Genomic DNA, 16,587 nt, shown 5'->3' with positions numbered 1-16,587 from the left:
TGGGGCTTCCTCCGGGCTAAGGTTTTGAGCACTTGAAGGGCTCACCCAGAGGCGCAGGCTTGTTCCTATCGTCGGTCATAGCCAGATGCATTCTTTATCGGCGCTTGGGTGAAAGGAGGAGGGGCGAAATCTCCCACGGTCTGTACTGCGTCAACAGTCAGAATCGGGCTTTGTCCCTTCTCCTCCCTTCAAGTCCTAGCATACAAGCGGGCTTGCTCGCGAAAGCGGTATATCAGTCAGCAAATTCAGTGACTGACACTCCGCTTTCGCGAGCAAGCCCGCTCCCACATTGGGTCCTGCGTTTGGATTGAGATCGGTTATTCGGCGATGAGCCAATCCATCTGCCAGCCACCCTGGGTCTGGCCCAGTTGCTTGGACAACCATGGCAGCAACTCACGCAATTCCTCTTCCAGGCCCCACGGCGGGTTGGCAATCGCCAGGCCCGAGCCGGTGAGGGTGTTGGGCGTGTCCAGCGGATGCACCAGCAACTCCACACGCAGCAGCTTCGGCGCACCGGTACCGGCCAGGTCCTGGTAGAAACGGCGCAACATGCGCTGGTCTTTCACCGGGTACCAGATCGCCGCGACCGTCTGGCGCATACGGCTGACGGCTTCCTTGAGGGACGCCGCGCAACGCTGCATTTCGTCGAGTTTTTCAAACGGCGGGTCGATCAGCATCAGCCCGCGCTTTTCCGGCACCGGCAGCAAGGCCCGTGGCACATGCCAGCCCTCGCCCAGATGCACTTTGACGCGGCGATCACCCTTCATGTTGTCCTTGAGCAGCACGCCATCTTCCGGGTGCTTCTCATTGAGCAGCACACGGTCCTGGGGCCGCGTGAGGCGGCGCGCCAGTTCCGGCGAGCCCGGGTAGTAGCGCAACTGGCCATCCGGGTTCATCTCGTGCAGCACGCGCATGTAGTCGGCGGTGAGCGGAGGCAGGTCGCTTGCGCCCCACAGGCGGGCGATGCCTTCCAGGTACTCACCGGTGCGGTTGGCCTGGTCGCCCTGCAAGTCGTACAAGCCAATGCCTGCGTGAGTGTCGAGGTAGGCGAACGGCTGTTCCTTGCGCGACATCAGGGCGATGAGGCGGGTCAAGGTCAGGTGTTTGAAGACATCGGCGTGGTTGCCGGCGTGAAAGGCGTGACGATAATTCATGGTTGCTCCTGCGCAGGGGGCGAAGTTTACCTCCTACCGACGCAAAGGTGCAGGGCCGCACGGCAGGCGGCACGGATGTCACGCTATTGCCAGGGGCTCAACTGAGTTGCGAGGCAAGGTAATCAGCCAATGCGCCATGGCTGACTTGCGGCCTGCGTACGAAGTAGGCGACCTTGTGCTGCAAGGTCGCTGGCGTAAACGCGGTGTAGAGGTCAGGGCGCTGTTCCTGGAGCCATTGCAACAGGTTGTCGACCAGCACCTGCGGTGACTGCTGGGCCATATGCATCAGCAACGATGCCGGTACCTGCCACCACGGACTGGTTGGGGCCGCAGTGACTGATTTGGGCGCCACCGACAGCGGTTGGCCGTTGACCAGGTAGCGCTGGAACACCGGCAACACGCGCGCCGCCTCGTCGCCTAATGACTGCAACATCGGCAAAAGGTGCGCGCCGTCCCAGAAGCGCAAAAACACCGGCTGGCTTTCCGGCAAGTACACCTGGGTCAACCCCTTCAAATGCGCGATCACCACCTCCAGCGGGCTGGATGAGACCGCCAGCCAGCCCCAATCCGCCGCTTGGGTGGTGGCTATCCAATCGAGAAAAGCACTGCTCGGCTCAACGACGCCAACGTAGGGCATGACCTCCTCCCAGTCAGCGTAGGCCGTGCCCACCCAGATCGGTCGCGGCATCTTCCCCGCAGCCGTGCCTTGCCAGGTGGCGAGCGGCTTGGCGTCGCTGGCATTGCCCAGCACGGCGTACAGCTGTTCATCTGGCTGCAACGGGTAGTGCGCCAGCCAGGCATTGGGCGTCAAGGGCGCGGGCATCAGGACGCACTCCGTGCATGGGCGCCGATGTCACACTGGCCGTTCTTGCAGCGCTCGCATTCTTCGCAGAACGGCGCGCTGCGTTTGAGGCTGAACACTTGTGCACGGCTTAACGGCGCGGGAACCACGGTCAATAAAGTCTCGTTCAATCCAGGCATCAACGGTGCAGGTGTCGGAGCAGGCGCGCTGCCGAGCTGGATCGGCACACTGCTGAATATCCCGCCCGCTGACAACGTGATCGACTGCCCACCCGCCTGGATCGTCACGCTGGCACCCGCATCAATAATGATGTTTTGTCCGGCCCCCAACGCAATGGTCTGCCCGGCACGCATGTGCTGCGAACCGCCAACCACCAGATGGTCATCCTGCTTGAGCTGCGTCAAACGGTTGCCGTGGGTGATGCGCTGCTCTTCGCCCCGCAGCTCATGGCGCGACTCGCCGCCCACCTGCACGCGACGCTGGTTATCGACCTGTACCTGCTGGTCGTGCAACACATGCTGGGTCCAGTCCCGCTGGGCGCGCAGGTAGATTTCCTCAGCGCCCTTGCGGTCCTCGATACGCAGTTCGTTGTAGCCACCACCGCCAGGGCTGCTCTGGCTACGCCAGAGACTGCGGGTCTTGTCTGCGGGCAGGTCGAGGGGCACTGGCGTGGCGGCGTTGGGCAGGCACCCCACCACCAGCGGCATGTCCATGTCGCCATTGACGAACCCCACCAGCACCTCCATACCGACCCGGGGGATCAGCACCACGCCATAACGGTCATGGGCCCAGCCGCTGGCTACCCGCAGCCAGCAACTGGAACGGTCGTTGTGCTCACCGACACGATCCCAGGCCAGTTGCACCTTGACCCGGCCGTACTCGTCACAGTGGACCTCACTGTCAACCGGGCCGGTAACCACCGCGCTTTGATACCCCGATACCGTCGGGCGCGGCGGCTCCGGCAAAGGCGGACGAAACACCGCATCCCATGGCGCGGCGACAAATGTGTTGCGATACCCCTGGCGCAGCTCCCCACCCTCTTCCTCGGTAACCGCCTCCTCCAGCACCTGGGGTTGTTTGCCTTCATGGCGCACCTGCGTCACCAGCCACAAATCATTCCAGTCCTCGCGGGGGTGCTCGCGCAACTGCAAAAACCGGCCACTGGCCAATGCCGGCTCATCGCCCTGGCCATGGGCACTGCGGTAGTCGCTGCGGTGCCGTTCCAAGCCACGCTGGGCGAGGTATCGGCCATGGGCTCGGTCGGAAAAATTGCCGGGGTAGTGCTGCGCTTCAAGCTTGGGCAAAGACTCATCGACGGCTGCGCTTTCCAGCTCGACATGGGGTTTGCGAAAGTCGTAATCGCGCAGGTTCAACGCCGTGGTCCGGGTCGCCAATTGCAAGGTGAAGCGCTTGATCCCAGGGGTATCGGCCACCATTCCCGAACCTGGCCGGTAAGGCGTGGGCTGATCCATCTGGGCAAACACCGTCTGGTCATCGCCAAACACCAGCAGATGCCCTTCGGGGGAATGCTGGAAGTGATAGTGAATCCCCAGCTCGGCACACAGGCGCTGAATGAACGCCAGGTCGCTCTCGCCGAACTGCACGCAATATTCACGCTCCGGGTAATCACCGCTCAACCGGAACTCAAAGCGATCACTGTGAATCCCCTGCCCGGCCAGCACCTGAGCAACAATCTGCGGCACCGTCTTATGCTGAAAAATACGCTGATGGCTGCTGTGCGCCAGGTACGCCAGATGCGGCGCAAGACTGAGTTGGTAACGCGTCAAGCGCCGGCCCGAGTCGCCCTGGGCTACCCGATACACCAGGCCATGAACGCCATGCCCCTGATCATCGAAGCCCAAGTACACCTGGCGATGCAGCAAGCCCTCCAGATCGATATCCGGCTGCTCGCAGACCAGCTCAAGTTCAAACCGGTAAGGCTGGCTGATGGCCTCGGTGCCGTCGAACGCGAACACCTTGAAGTCACTGGGCGCCCCATCCAGGGCCAGGGTAAATGCAGGTTGGTTGGCAGGAGCGAACATCCGGTGTTTCTCTGCGAAGGGTGGGCGACCGATTCTGCACCAGCCGTTCGCCTGGCCGAGCGCTGCCTCGGCAAATAAGTAAGGTCCTACGTGAGCACCGCTGGAATCCACGGGCATCGGCGGCTATTGCACCAATCAGCCCAGCAAAAAAAGGCCCAGCGTCCTTCGGACGTGGGCCTTTCTTGTTCGCTCAGCAGGCGTTAAACGCCCAGCGAATTACTTGTTCAAGTTGTAATCTTTTTCCGCCGCGTCAAAACGCTCGACCATACCCACCGTCGGTGCGCCCATCTTGCTCACGAAGTAGATCGCCAGGCTGGCGAAGATGAAGCCTGGGATGATTTCGTACAGGCCCAGCAATTCGAAGTGCTTCCACACGATCACGGTGATTGCGCCGACCAGGATGCCGGCCAGCGCGCCGTTGCGGGTCATGTTTTTCCAGATTACCGAGATCAGTACCACAGGGCCGAAGGCTGCACCGAAACCGGCCCAGGCGTAGCTGACCAGGCCCAGTACGCGGTTTTCCGGGTTGGCTGCCATGGCGATGGCGATCAAGGCCACGACCAGCACCATCAGGCGACCGACCCATACCAGTTCACGCTGGGACGCGCCCTTGCGCAGGAACGCCTTGTAGAAGTCTTCGGTCAGGGCGCTGGAGCACACCAGCAATTGGCAGCTCAGGGTGCTCATCACAGCCGCCAGAATGGCCGACAGCAACACACCGGCAACCCATGGGTTGAACAGGATTTTGGCCAGTTCGATAAACACACGCTCTGGGTTTTCAGTCACCGGGCCTGCTACTTCCGGGTGCGCCGAGAAGTAAGCGATACCGAAGAAGCCCACTGCCACGGTGCCGCCCAGGCACAGGATCATCCAGGTCATGGAAATACGACGCGCCTTGGCGATCGACTTAACCGAGTCCGCCGCCATGAAACGCGCAAGGATGTGCGGTTGGCCGAAGTAGCCCAGGCCCCAGCCCATCAGCGAAATAACGCCGATGAAGGTGGTGTTTTTCAGCATGTCGAAGCTGGTCGGGTCCTTGGCTTCAATGGCCAGGAAGGTGGTGTCTACGCCGCCGGTGGCCAGCAGCACGATGATCGGCGTAAGGATCAGCGCGAAGATCATCAGCGTGGCTTGTACGGTGTCGGTCCAACTGACTGCCAGGAAACCACCGATGAAGGTGTAGGCAATGGTCGCTGCAGCACCGGCCCACAGCGCGGTCTCGTAGGACATGCCGAAGGTGCTTTCGAACAGGCGGGCGCCGGCGACGATGCCGGAGGCGCAGTAGATGGTGAAGAACACCAGGATCACCACGGCGGAGATGATCCGCAGCAGGCCGCTCTTATCTTCGAAGCGGCTGGAGAAGTAATCCGGCAGGGTCAGGGCGTCGCCGTTGTGTTCGGTCTGCACCCGCAGGCGGCCGGCCACGAACAACCAGTTGAGGTAAGCACCGACGATCAGGCCGATGGCAATCCAGCTTTCCGACAGACCGGACATGTAGATCGCGCCCGGCAAGCCCATCAACAGCCAGCCACTCATGTCGGAAGCACCGGCGGACAAGGCTGTCACCACGCTACCGAGGCTGCGACCGCCCAGGATGTAATCGGAAAGGTTGTTGGTGGAGCGATAGGCCATCAGGCCGATCAGCACCATTGCTGCGATGTAGATCACGAACGTGATCAGGGTTGGATTGCTAACGCTCATAGGAGTGACGCCCTGGCTTTGTTTTTATGTAGCGACGGTCATGGGGACGGCCACCCGTGGATAACCGGATAGACGAACCTGCATGCCGCGCATTTATGACTGGCGTTTCCCCAGGAAAGCCGCCAGCCGATGAACCCACCCTGAGGGTTGGTTGCACCTTGGTGCGCGAATGCTATTCAACAAAGCAAATAAGGTGCAACCAGTTTCTGCCGATTAAGTTGCACCCAAGTATGTTTTAGGACAAACGCGCTTTTTTTGCTCCTTTTCGGAGCAAGAACAGCCGATCTCAGAAGCAAATGCACCAGCGCGGAGCGGATTCGGTCGCCTGTTTATTTTTTTCCGATCAAGCGTCGAACATTTAACCAACAAAAGGGTTGCACCCGGTTGCACCTCGGGATGGGCAAAGCTAATCTTGCCGCCAGCAGATGCCACTCGGTAGTGGCACCCATGAGGATAAAAAAATGGCAACGACCACCCTTGGGGTCAAACTCGACGACCCGACCCGCGAACGCCTGAAGGCCGCCGCGACCTCCATTGATCGTACGCCGCACTGGCTGATCAAGCAGGCGATTTTCAATTACCTGGAGAAACTCGAGGGTGGTGCAACCCTGTCCGAGCTCAATGGCTTGAGCAGCAAGGAGGCCGATGATGCCGGCGAGGTCCAGGCCGACCACGCCCACCAGTGCTTCCTTGAGTTCGCCGAGAGCATCCTGCCGCAATCGGTATTGCGTGCCGCAATCACCGCCGCTTACCGTCGCCCCGAGCCGGAAGTGGTGCCGATGCTCATCGAACAGGCGCGCCTGCCGGCGCCGATGGCCGAAGCCACCAACAAGCTGGCCGCGAGCATTGCCGAAAAACTGCGCAATCAGAAGAGTGCCGGCGGCCGTGCCGGTATTGTTCAGGGCCTGCTGCAAGAATTCTCCCTGTCGTCCCAGGAAGGTGTGGCGCTGATGTGCCTGGCCGAAGCGCTGCTGCGTATCCCGGACAAAGGCACCCGCGATGCGCTGATCCGCGACAAGATCAGCACCGGCAACTGGCAGCCACACCTGGGCAACAGCCCATCGCTGTTCGTCAACGCCGCCACTTGGGGCCTGCTGCTGACTGGCAAGCTGGTGTCGACCCACAACGAAGCGGGCCTGACCTCGTCCCTGAGCCGCATCATCGGCAAGAGCGGCGAGCCGATGATCCGCAAGGGCGTCGACATGGCCATGCGCCTGATGGGCGAGCAGTTCGTTACCGGCGAAACCATCGCCGAAGCCCTGGCCAATGCGAGCAAGTTCGAAGCCAAGGGCTTCCGCTATTCCTACGACATGCTCGGTGAAGCCGCCCTCACCGAACACGACGCCCAGAAGTACCTGGCCTCGTACGAACAAGCCATTCATTCCATCGGCAAAGCCTCCCATGGCCGTGGGATCTATGAAGGCCCGGGCATCTCCATCAAGCTCTCCGCCCTGCACCCGCGCTACAGCCGTGCGCAGTACGAGCGTGTGATGGACGAGTTGTACCCGCGCCTGCTGTCGCTGACCTTGCTGGCCAAGCAGTACGACATCGGCCTGAACATCGACGCCGAAGAAGCCGACCGCCTGGAGCTGTCCCTGGACCTGCTCGAACGCCTGTGCTTCGAGCCGCAATTGACTGGCTGGAACGGCATCGGCTTTGTGATCCAGGCGTACCAGAAGCGTTGCCCGTATGTGATCGACTACGTCATCGACCTGGCCCGCCGCAGCCGCCATCGCCTGATGATCCGCCTGGTAAAAGGCGCGTACTGGGACAGCGAAATCAAGCGCGCCCAGGTCGAAGGCCTGGAAGGCTACCCGGTGTACACCCGTAAGGTGTACACCGACGTTTCCTACATTGCCTGCGCGCGCAAACTGCTGTCGGTGCCGGAAGTCATCTACCCGCAGTTCGCCACGCACAACGCCCACACCCTGTCGGCTATCTACCACATCGCCGGTCAGAACTATTACCCCGGCCAGTACGAGTTCCAGTGCCTGCACGGCATGGGTGAACCGCTGTACGAACAGGTTGTAGGCAAGGTTTCCGAAGGTAAGTTGAACCGTCCGTGCCGTGTGTACGCGCCGGTCGGTACCCACGAAACGCTGCTGGCCTACCTGGTACGCCGCCTGCTGGAAAACGGCGCCAACACCTCGTTCGTCAACCGCATCGCTGACCAGTCCATCTCGATCCAGGAACTGGTAGCCGACCCGGTGGCCAGCATCGAGCAAATGGCAACCCAGGAAGGCGGTTTCGGCCTGCCGCACCCGCGCATCCCTTTGCCGCGCGACCTGTACGGCAGCGACCGCGCCAACTCGGCCGGTATCGACCTGGCCAACGAACATCGCCTGGCCTCGTTGTCCTGCGCCCTGCTCGCCACTGCTCACAACAACTGGAAAGCCGCACCGATGCTCGGTTGCGCCGCCAGCAATGAAGCGGCACAACCGGTGCTGAACCCGTCCGACCTGCGTGATGTGGTCGGCCAGGTACAGGAAGCCACCGTCGAAGACGTCGACAACGCCATCCAGTGCGCCATCAGCGCCGCGCCGATCTGGCAGGCCACCCCGCCCGCCGAACGCGCTGCCATCCTGGAACGCGCCGCCGACCTGATGGAAGGCGAGATCCAGCCGCTGATGGGCTTGCTGGCCCGTGAAGCCGGCAAGACCTTCGCCAACGCCATCGCCGAAGTGCGTGAAGCCGTGGACTTCCTGCGTTACTACGCGGTGCAGGCGCGCAACGACTTTACCAATGACGCCCACCGCCCATTGGGCCCGGTGGTGTGCATCAGCCCGTGGAACTTCCCGCTCGCCATCTTCAGCGGCCAGGTAGCTGCAGCGCTGGCTGCTGGTAACCCGGTGCTGGCCAAGCCTGCCGAGCAGACGCCGCTGGTGGCTGCCCAGGCCGTACGTATTCTGCTTGAAGCCGGTATTCCGGAAGGCGTGCTGCAATTGCTGCCAGGCCAGGGCGAAAGCGTCGGTGCCCGTCTGGTGGGTGATGATCGCGTCAAAGGCGTGATGTTCACCGGCTCCACCGAAGTGGCGCGCCTGCTGCAACGCAATGTCGCCGGTCGCCTGGATGCCCAGGGTCGCCCGATTCCGCTGATCGCCGAAACCGGTGGCCAGAACGCGATGATCGTCGATTCCTCGGCGCTGACCGAACAAGTGGTGATCGACGTCGTATCGTCGGCCTTCGACAGCGCCGGTCAACGTTGTTCGGCCCTGCGCGTACTGTGCCTGCAGGAAGATTCGGCAGACCGTGTGGTCGAAATGCTCAAGGGCGCCATGGCTGAATGCCGCCTGGGTAACCCGGAACGCCTGTCGGTCGACATCGGCCCGGTGATCGACGCCGAAGCCAAGGCCGGTATCGAGAAACACATCCAGGCCATGCGCGACAAAGGCCGCAACGTTTACCAGGTGGCGATTGCCGACGGTGAAGAGATCAAGCGCGGCACCTTCGTGATGCCGACCCTGATCGAGCTGGAAAGCTTCGACGAACTGCAACGCGAGATCTTCGGCCCGGTGCTGCACGTAGTGCGCTACAAGCGCAAAGAGATCGACCAGCTCATCGGCCAGATCAACGCTTCCGGCTACGGCCTGACCCTGGGCGTGCACACGCGCATTGACGAGACCATCGCCAAGGTGATCGACAACGTCAATGCCGGTAACGTCTACGTCAACCGCAACATTGTTGGCGCCGTGGTCGGCGTGCAGCCGTTCGGCGGTGAAGGCCTGTCCGGCACAGGCCCGAAAGCCGGTGGCCCGCTGTACCTGTACCGTTTGCTGTCGACTCGTCCTACCGATGCGATCGAGCAATCCTTCGTACGCGGCGACAAGTTGGCCGCGCCGGATGTGCGCCTGCGTGATGCCATGAGCCAATCGCTGACCGCCCTGAAAACCTGGGCCGACGGCAATAAGTTCAGTGAACTAAGCGCCCTGTGCACGCAATTCGCCGCCCAGTCGCAAAGCGGTATCACCCGCCAACTGGCCGGCCCGACCGGCGAGCGCAACAGCTACGCCATCCTGCCGCGCGAGCACGTACTGTGCCTGGCCGAAGTGGAAGGCGACCTGCTGACCCAACTGGCGGCGGTATTGGCCGTCGGTGGTTCGGCGGTATGGCCGGAAACCGAGCTGACCAAGGCCTTGTTCCCACGTCTGCCTAAAGAGATTCAGGCGAAGATCAAGCGCGTGGCTGACTGGACCAAGGACGACGTAGTGTTTGACGCCGTGCTGCATCACGGTGATTCCGACCAACTGCGTGCGGTGTGCCAGCAAGTGGCGCAGCGCAGTGGGGCGATTGTCGGGGTGCATGGCCTGTCGCAAGGCGAAACGGCGATTGCGCTGGAGCGTCTGGTGATCGAGCGTGCGTTGAGCGTAAACACCGCCGCGGCGGGTGGTAACGCCAGCCTGATGACCATCGGCTAACTGACACAACGCGGCTGATCGCGGCTGATCGTTCCCACGCTCCGCGTGGGAATGCAGCTTAAGGACGCTCTGCGTCCAGAAGCGTGACGCGGAGCGTCAAAAGAGGCGTTCCCACGCAGAGCGTGGGAACGATCTCGATGCCTCGCCAGCGTTCTGCCCCTCTATCACTTAGATCAATCTTGCTACCCACCCTCCATTCGCGGAATTAGACTCAGGCCAATTCCTTCAAAGGTACGCCGCCATGTCCGAGACGCTGCTCAGTTCCCGCAATCTGGCTTTCGAGCTGTACGAAGTCCTCGATGCCGAGGGCCTGACCCAGCGCGAGCGGTTTGCCGAACACAACCGTGAAACCTTCGATGCCGCGATCAGCACGGCGCGCAACATCGCAGAAAAGTACTTCGCCCCTCACAACCGCAAGAACGACGAAAACGAACCGCGCTATGAAAACGGCCAGGCGATCCTGATCCCCGAGGTCAAACCCGCCGTGGACGCCTTCCTTGAAGCCGGCTTCCTCAACGCAGCACGTAGCTTTGAAGCAGGTGGCATGCAACTGCCGACCCTGTTGTCCCAGGCCTGTTTCGCGCACTTCCAATCGGCCAACGCCGCCTCGACGTCCTACCCGTTCCTGACCATGGGCGCCGCCAACCTGATCGAAAGCTTCGGCACCGAGGAGCAGAAACAACGCTTCCTGCAGCCAATGATCGACGGGCGCTTCTTCGGCACCATGGCCCTGACCGAGCCCCATGCCGGTTCTTCCCTGTCGGACATTCGTACCCGTGCAGAACCCGCGGCTGACGGCAGTTATCGGCTCAAGGGCAACAAGATCTTTATCTCCGGTGGCGACCATTCGCTGTCGGAAAACATCGTGCATATGGTGCTGGCAAAATTGCCGGACGCTCCCGCAGGCGTGAAGGGCATTTCGCTGTTTATCGTGCCCAAGTTCCTGGTCAACGAGGACGGCAGCCTGGGCGCTCGCAACGATGTGCTGCTGGCAGGGCTGTTCCACAAGATGGGCTGGCGCGGCACCACGTCCACGGCGCTTAACTTTGGCGATAACGGCAACTGTGTCGGCTATCTGGTGGGCAAGCCGCACCAGGGGCTGAGCTGCATGTTCCAGATGATGAACGAGGCACGCATCGGCGTGGGCATGGGCGCGGTGATGCTCGGTTACGCCGGCTACCTCTACTCCCTGGACTACGCCCGCGAACGGCCCCAGGGGCGCCTGCCTGATAGTAAAGACCCGAGCACCGCACCGGTGGCGATCATCCAGCACGCCGACATCAAGCGCATGCTACTGACCCAGAAAGCCTATGTGGAAGGCGCCTTTGACCTCGGCCTCTACGCGGCGCGGCTATTCGACGACACCACCACCCTGCAAACCGACACCGAGCGCAAGCAAGCCCACGAACTGCTCGACCTGCTCACGCCCATCGTCAAATCCTGGCCGTCGGAGTTCTGCCTCAAGGCCAACGAGCTGGCGATCCAGATTCTCGGCGGCCACGGCTACACCCGCGAATACCCGGTGGAGCAGTACTACCGCGACAACCGCCTGAACCCCATCCATGAAGGCACCCACGGCATCCAGTCCCTGGACCTGCTCGGGCGCAAATTGGCGCAGAACGGCGGCGCCGGTTTAAAGCAGTTGATTCGCCTGATCGCCGAAACCGGAGCCCGGGCGCAAAAGCACCCTTCACTCACGGCACTGCGAGAGCCTCTGGAGCAACTGGTAAACCGGCTGCAAAGCGTCACGATTGGCCTGCTGACCGATCTCGCCCAAGGCAAGGTCAACAGCAGCCTGGCGAACTCGGCGCTGTACTTGAAAGTGTTCGGGCACACGGTGATTGGCTGGCGCTGGCTGGAACAGGCGATCCGCGCCGAAGAAGGGCTGGCCAAGGGGGAAGCGGCTGACGCGGCCTTTTATAAGGGCAAGCTCCAGGCCGCCCGGTACTTCCTGACCTGGGAAGTACCGAGCTGCCATCATGAACTGGCGATTCTGGAGGCACGCGACGATACGTGCCTGGGCATGCAAGAGGAATGGTTCTAGCCCTCAGGGCTGACCGATCACCTTAGAGATCACATCGACCGTGGCGCTGACTTGCTCTTGGTAACGGTCGAGTTCCTGCTGGTGCGCCTGTTGCATTTCAATCTGCTCGGCGCACAGGTTCAGCGCGGCCAGTACCAATAGCTTGTCACCGATCAGGGTCGGGTACTTTTTCTTGGTAACCGCCAGGGAGGCCTTGAGCATGGTCACGGCATGCATCAGGGTCTGATCTTCGCCGGCCGGTGCCTTGATCGAGTAATCCTCTCCGAGAATCGAAACGACCTTTATGCCCTCACTCATGCGCTGACAGGCCCTGCACTTACACGCTCAACCAGCGCCTGGATGCGGGCGGCGGTGGCGCCGTGCTTTTCTTCCTGTTCCATCAGGTTCAGTTGCAGGCTGTCGTTTTCGTCCTTGGCGCGGGCCAGCTCGGCCTTGAGGGATTCGTTGCTGCCCAGCAGTTCTTGATTCTGCTGTACGAGGTCGCTGACCAGTTGTTCCAATTGGCTGAGGGATGCTTCTAACATTTTGATTTCTCGGGCGTTTAAAAAGGGCGGTGACGATAAAGAAAATTCACCTTGGATGCCAGGGTTATCCCCGGCCGCGCAGCCCGATGTTGCAAGGCCGGGCCGCACTTTCGAGCCTTAGTGACTGCATTTACCCGATCTGGTTCCTGAACTCACCCAACCCCTGGTCCGATGCGACAAAAGCGCGCGCCCCCTTAAGACTTTAGTCGCAGGGCCGATAAGGCGGGCACACCTCGTCTCATGGCCGCATGGATAGCGCCTCCCCCAGGACTCCAGCATGTCTCTTCGTAATATGAATATCGCCCCGAGGGCCTTCCTTGGCTTCGCGTTTATTGGCGCCTTGATGTTGTTGCTCGGTGTGTTCGCCCTGAACCAGATGAGCAAAATTCGTGCAGCCACCGAAGACATCACCTCGGCCAGCGTGCCCAGCATTCGCGCCCTGGATGAATTCACCCAACTGACCCTGCGCCTGCGCGTGCTGTCGTACCGCTTACTGACCAACCGCGAGCCAGATGTACAGCAAAAGACCCTGGAAGCCTTCGAACTGCGCAATCAGCAGATTCGCACAGCCCAGGACATCTACGAAAAACTGATCACCAGCACCGAAGAGCGCAACGCTTACAACGAGTACGTGCGCTTGCTGGGTCAGTACCGCCAGATTGAAGAGCGCATGAAGAGCCTGTCTCGCGCCAATCAGGTCAACGAGCTGCGCAGCCTGCTCAACACCGAGTTGCTGGACAACTCCGAGCAGGTCAATGCGGTCTTGACCCGCTTGCTGGATATCAATAACGACGACGCCAACGCCACCAACCAGCGCGCCAAAGACCAATACGACATGGCCTTTGACCTGGTAGTAGGCCTGCTGTTGGTTGCCACGGCGCTGACCTTGCTGTTCGCCTGGCTGCTGACACGCAGCATCACCCTGCCCATCGCACAGGCGCTAGAAGCCGCCGAAGAAGTGGCCGAAGGCAACCTGACGCGCCCGATCACCGTGGACGGCAACGACGAAGCCGGACGCCTGCTCGCGGCCATGGCCAAGATGCAACACAAACTGCGCGACACCCTGCAACGTATCGCCGGCTCCGCTACCCAGCTGGCGTCTGCCGCTGAAGAGCTGAATGCGGTCACCGACGAAAGCGCCCGTGGCCTGACCCAGCAGAATAACGAAATCGAACAGGCCGCCACTGCCGTCAACGAGATGACCAGCGCGGTGGAAGAAGTCGCACGCAACGCGGTGAGCACCTCCGAAGCCTCGCGCAACGCCACCACCTCTGCCGGCGACGGCCGCGACCTGGTGCAGGAAACCGTTAGCGCCATCGAACGCATGAGTACCGATGTGCAGGCCACCGCCTCCCTGATTGGCGACCTGGCCAATGAATCGCGGGATATCGGCAAAGTGCTGGACGTGATCCGTGGCCTGGCCGACCAGACCAACCTGCTGGCCCTGAACGCCGCGATCGAAGCAGCGCGAGCCGGGGAAGCCGGGCGTGGTTTCGCCGTGGTGGCTGATGAAGTGCGGGCGCTGGCCCATCGCACCCAGCAGTCCACCAGCGAAATCGAGCGCATGATCGGCAGCATCCAGACAGGCACTGAGCACGCGGTGGATTCGATGCGCAACAGCACTGAGCGGGCCGAATCGACACTCAACATTGCCCGAGGCGCGGGCCTGTCGCTGGACACCATCAACACGGCGATTGTGGAGATCAACGAGCGCAACCTGGTGATCGCCAGCGCGGCGGAAGAACAGGCCCAGGTGGCGCGGGAAGTGGACCGCAACCTGGTGAATATCCGTGACCTGTCGGTGCAATCGGCCACCGGCGCCAGCCAGACCAGTGCGGCGAGCGGCGAATTGTCGCGGTTGGCGGTGGACCTGAACGGGATGGTCGGAAGGTTCCGCCTCTGAAATAAGCCTTTGCTCACACCGCATACCCTGTGGGAGCTGGCTTGCCTGCGATAGCAATCTATCAGCTAACGCCCCTGGCGCCTGGCACACCGCAATCGCAGGCAAGCCAGCTCCCACATTTGATCGATGCGCAGCCACAAAAGCTTTTTGACAGCGCAGCAATTCAACAGGTTAGAATCCCTGGCACGCAGACTGCATGGTCAGTTTGCGTCCTGTCTTCCCCTGCCTTGGAGTACTGCCTTTGAATGCGACGACCATCAACAGCCTGTTCTTGATCGGCGCGTTGCTGGTGACTGCGAGCATTCTGGTGAGTTCGCTTTCGTCACGCCTGGGGATCCCCATCCTGGTGATTATCCTGGCCGTGGGCATGACCGCCGGGGTCGATGGCGGTGGCATCATTTTCGATAACTACCCGACCGCCTACCTGGTGGGCAACCTCGCCCTCGCCGTGATCCTGCTCGACGGCGGTTTGCGCACCCGGGTGGCGAGTTTCCGCGTGGCGCTGTGGCCGGCCTTGTCCCTGGCCACGGTGGGGGTGTTGATTACCACCGGCCTCACCGGCATGGCCGCGGCCTGGCTATTCGACCTCAATATCATCCAGGGCCTGCTGATTGGCGCCATTGTCGGCTCCACGGACGCCGCGGCGGTGTTCTCACTGCTGGGCGGCAAGGGCCTCAACGAGCGGGTCAGCGCCAGCCTGGAAATCGAATCGGGCAGTAACGATCCGATGGCGGTGTTCCTCACCGTCACCCTGATCGACATGCTCGCCAGCGGCCAGACCGGCCTGCACTGGAGCCTGCTCACGCACCTGATCCGCGAATTCGGCATCGGTGGCCTGGTAGGCCTGGGTGGCGGCTGGCTGATGTTGCAGCTGGTCAACCGTATCAACCTGGCCAACGGCCTGTACCCGATCCTGGTGATCGCCGGCGGCCTGTTCGTGTTTGCCCTGACCAACGCCCTGCACGGCAGCGGCTTCCTCGCCGTGTACCTATGCGGGCTGGTGATCGGCAACCGCCCGGTGCGCAGCCGCCATGGCATTTTGCACATGCTCGACGGCATGGCTTGGCTGGCGCAGATCGGGATGTTCTTGGTGCTGGGCCTGCTGGTCACGCCTCACGATTTGCTGCCCATCGCCCTGCCCGCCCTGGGCCTGGCGCTGTGGATGATCCTGTTTGCCCGGCCGCTGTCGGTGATGGTTGGCTTGCTGCCATTCAAAGCGTTCCACGGGCGCGAAAAGGCCTTTATCGCCTGGGTCGGCCTGCGCGGCGCGGTACCGATCATCCTCGCGGTGTTCCCGCTGATGGCCGGTTTGCCCCATGCACAGCTGTACTTCAACCTGGCGTTCTTTATCGTGCTGGTCTCGCTGTTGGTGCAGGGCACCAGCCTGCCGTGGGTGGCCAAGTTGCTTAAAGTCACCGTACCGCCAGACCCGGCGCCGATCTCCCGCGCGGCCTTGGAAGTGCACGTTACCAGCGAGTGGGAGTTGTTCGTCTACCGCCTAGGCGCTGAAAAATGGTGCATCGGCGCGGCCCTGCGCGAGCTGAAAATGCCCGAAGGCACGCGCATCGCCGCGCTGTTTCGTGGCCAACAACTGCTCCATCCGTCGGGTAGTACGGTGCTGGAAGTCGACGATTTGCTCTGTGTGATCGGCCACGAACACAACCTGCCGGCTCTGGGCAAACTGTTCAGCCAGGCACCGCAACGGGGCCTCGATTTGCGCTTCTTCGGCGACTTCGTCCTCGAAGGCGACGCCCAGCTGGGCGCGGTTTCCGCCTTGTACGGGCTCAAGCTTGAAGGTATCGACCCGGACATGCCATTGAGCCGCTTCATTACCCAGAAGGTGGGCGGTGCACCGGTAGTCGGCGACCAGGTGGAGTGGAACAACACCATCTGGACCGTCGCCGTCATGGACGGGAACAAGATTGGCAAAGTCGGCGTCAGATTCCCCGAAGGAAGTCGCCCGGGCCCCGGACTCTTCCTCTAAACTGCGGGACAACGACGC

The 16,587-nt window shown here is 61.7% G+C and carries 10 protein-coding genes and 1 pseudogene; 5 read left to right on the top strand and 6 right to left on the bottom strand.

What is annotated here, in order from left to right:
• Nucleotides 1-317: 317 nt before the first annotated feature.
• The 4 genes from AB9N64_RS19945 to putP all read right to left on the bottom strand — a co-directional run bounded on the left by AB9N64_RS19945 (nucleotide 318) and on the right by putP (nucleotide 5,699).
• Nucleotides 318-1,154 carry a 23S rRNA (adenine(2030)-N(6))-methyltransferase RlmJ gene (locus AB9N64_RS19945; protein ID WP_014716619.1) on the bottom strand — a complete coding sequence of 279 codons (837 nt, stop codon included), beginning with the start codon at nucleotides 1,152-1,154 and terminating at the stop codon, nucleotides 318-320.
• A gap of 97 nt (nucleotides 1,155-1,251) precedes the next feature.
• The gene (locus tag AB9N64_RS19940) at nucleotides 1,252-1,977 is read right to left on the bottom strand and encodes a DUF4123 domain-containing protein (RefSeq protein ID WP_371359634.1); all 726 of its coding nucleotides are present in this window, start codon (nucleotides 1,975-1,977) and stop codon (nucleotides 1,252-1,254) included.
• On the bottom strand, nucleotides 1,977-3,998 hold the full coding sequence (gene tssI / locus AB9N64_RS19935; RefSeq protein WP_371359633.1) for a type VI secretion system tip protein TssI/VgrG: 2,022 nt from the start codon (nucleotides 3,996-3,998) through the stop codon (nucleotides 1,977-1,979). Before tssI ends, AB9N64_RS19940 begins: the two co-directional genes overlap by 1 nt.
• 216 nt (nucleotides 3,999-4,214) lie before the next feature.
• Nucleotides 4,215-5,699 carry a sodium/proline symporter PutP gene (gene putP, locus AB9N64_RS19930; protein WP_137270870.1) on the bottom strand — a complete coding sequence of 495 codons (1,485 nt, stop codon included), beginning with the start codon at nucleotides 5,697-5,699 and terminating at the stop codon, nucleotides 4,215-4,217.
• A gap of 461 nt (nucleotides 5,700-6,160) precedes the next feature.
• Between putP and putA the strand changes: the two genes are divergently transcribed.
• Together putA and AB9N64_RS19920 are read left to right on the top strand one after the other, a co-directional pair.
• Nucleotides 6,161-10,114, top strand: a complete 3,954-nt coding sequence (gene putA, locus AB9N64_RS19925) for a trifunctional transcriptional regulator/proline dehydrogenase/L-glutamate gamma-semialdehyde dehydrogenase (protein WP_371359632.1) — start codon at nucleotides 6,161-6,163, stop codon at nucleotides 10,112-10,114.
• A 241-nt stretch (nucleotides 10,115-10,355) separates the two neighbouring features.
• Nucleotides 10,356-12,158: an acyl-CoA dehydrogenase gene (locus AB9N64_RS19920; RefSeq protein WP_371359631.1), complete on the top strand. Its 1,803-nt coding sequence runs from the start codon at nucleotides 10,356-10,358 to the stop codon at nucleotides 12,156-12,158.
• 3 nt (nucleotides 12,159-12,161) lie between these two features.
• On the opposite strand, the gene AB9N64_RS19915 is transcribed toward AB9N64_RS19920, so the two are convergent.
• Complete coding sequence (locus tag AB9N64_RS19915; RefSeq protein ID WP_003187971.1) at nucleotides 12,162-12,455, bottom strand: cell division protein ZapA; 294 nt, start codon at nucleotides 12,453-12,455, stop codon at nucleotides 12,162-12,164.
• Nucleotides 12,452-12,682 carry a hypothetical protein gene (locus AB9N64_RS19910; RefSeq protein ID WP_003187970.1) on the bottom strand — a complete coding sequence of 77 codons (231 nt, stop codon included), beginning with the start codon at nucleotides 12,680-12,682 and terminating at the stop codon, nucleotides 12,452-12,454. The genes AB9N64_RS19915 and AB9N64_RS19910 overlap by 4 nt, the downstream gene beginning before the upstream one ends.
• Nucleotides 12,683-12,959: 277 nt before the next feature.
• On the opposite strand from AB9N64_RS19910, the pseudogene AB9N64_RS19905 reads away from it, so the two are divergent.
• The 3 genes and pseudogenes from AB9N64_RS19905 to AB9N64_RS19895 all read left to right on the top strand — a co-directional run.
• Nucleotides 12,960-13,682, top strand: a pseudogene (locus AB9N64_RS19905) (MCP four helix bundle domain-containing protein); the annotation flags it as partial.
• A gap of 30 nt (nucleotides 13,683-13,712) precedes the next feature.
• A complete protein-coding gene (locus tag AB9N64_RS19900) occupies nucleotides 13,713-14,585 on the top strand; it encodes a methyl-accepting chemotaxis protein (protein ID WP_370694794.1) in 873 nt (290 codons plus the stop codon).
• Nucleotides 14,586-14,826: 241 nt separating this feature from the next.
• Complete coding sequence (locus tag AB9N64_RS19895) at nucleotides 14,827-16,569, top strand: potassium/proton antiporter (RefSeq protein WP_014716612.1); 1,743 nt, start codon at nucleotides 14,827-14,829, stop codon at nucleotides 16,567-16,569.
• Nucleotides 16,570-16,587: the final 18 nt, after the last annotated feature.

Origin of the sequence: Pseudomonas sp. KT_2_4, assembly GCF_041410225.1 — a bacterium.
Classification (GTDB): domain Bacteria; phylum Pseudomonadota; class Gammaproteobacteria; order Pseudomonadales; family Pseudomonadaceae; genus Aquipseudomonas; species Aquipseudomonas paracarnis.
This window is presented reverse-complemented; position numbering and strand designations above follow the sequence as displayed.

Excerpts from the sequence above, each read along its gene's own strand:
- AB9N64_RS19945 (WP_014716619.1), bottom strand. The coding sequence starts at position 1,154 with ATGAATTATCGTCACGCCTTTCACGCCGGCAACCACGCCGATGTCTTC.
- AB9N64_RS19940 (WP_371359634.1), bottom strand. The coding sequence starts at position 1,977 with ATGCCCGCGCCCTTGACGCCCAATGCCTGGCTGGCGCACTACCCGTTG.
- tssI (WP_371359633.1), bottom strand. The coding sequence starts at position 3,998 with ATGTTCGCTCCTGCCAACCAACCTGCATTTACCCTGGCCCTGGATGGG.
- putP (WP_137270870.1), bottom strand. The coding sequence starts at position 5,699 with ATGAGCGTTAGCAATCCAACCCTGATCACGTTCGTGATCTACATCGCA.
- putA (WP_371359632.1), top strand. The coding sequence starts at position 6,161 with ATGGCAACGACCACCCTTGGGGTCAAACTCGACGACCCGACCCGCGAA.
- AB9N64_RS19920 (WP_371359631.1), top strand. The coding sequence starts at position 10,356 with ATGTCCGAGACGCTGCTCAGTTCCCGCAATCTGGCTTTCGAGCTGTAC.
- AB9N64_RS19915 (WP_003187971.1), bottom strand. The coding sequence starts at position 12,455 with ATGAGTGAGGGCATAAAGGTCGTTTCGATTCTCGGAGAGGATTACTCG.
- AB9N64_RS19910 (WP_003187970.1), bottom strand. The coding sequence starts at position 12,682 with ATGTTAGAAGCATCCCTCAGCCAATTGGAACAACTGGTCAGCGACCTC.
- AB9N64_RS19900 (WP_370694794.1), top strand. The coding sequence starts at position 13,713 with ATGGCCAAGATGCAACACAAACTGCGCGACACCCTGCAACGTATCGCC.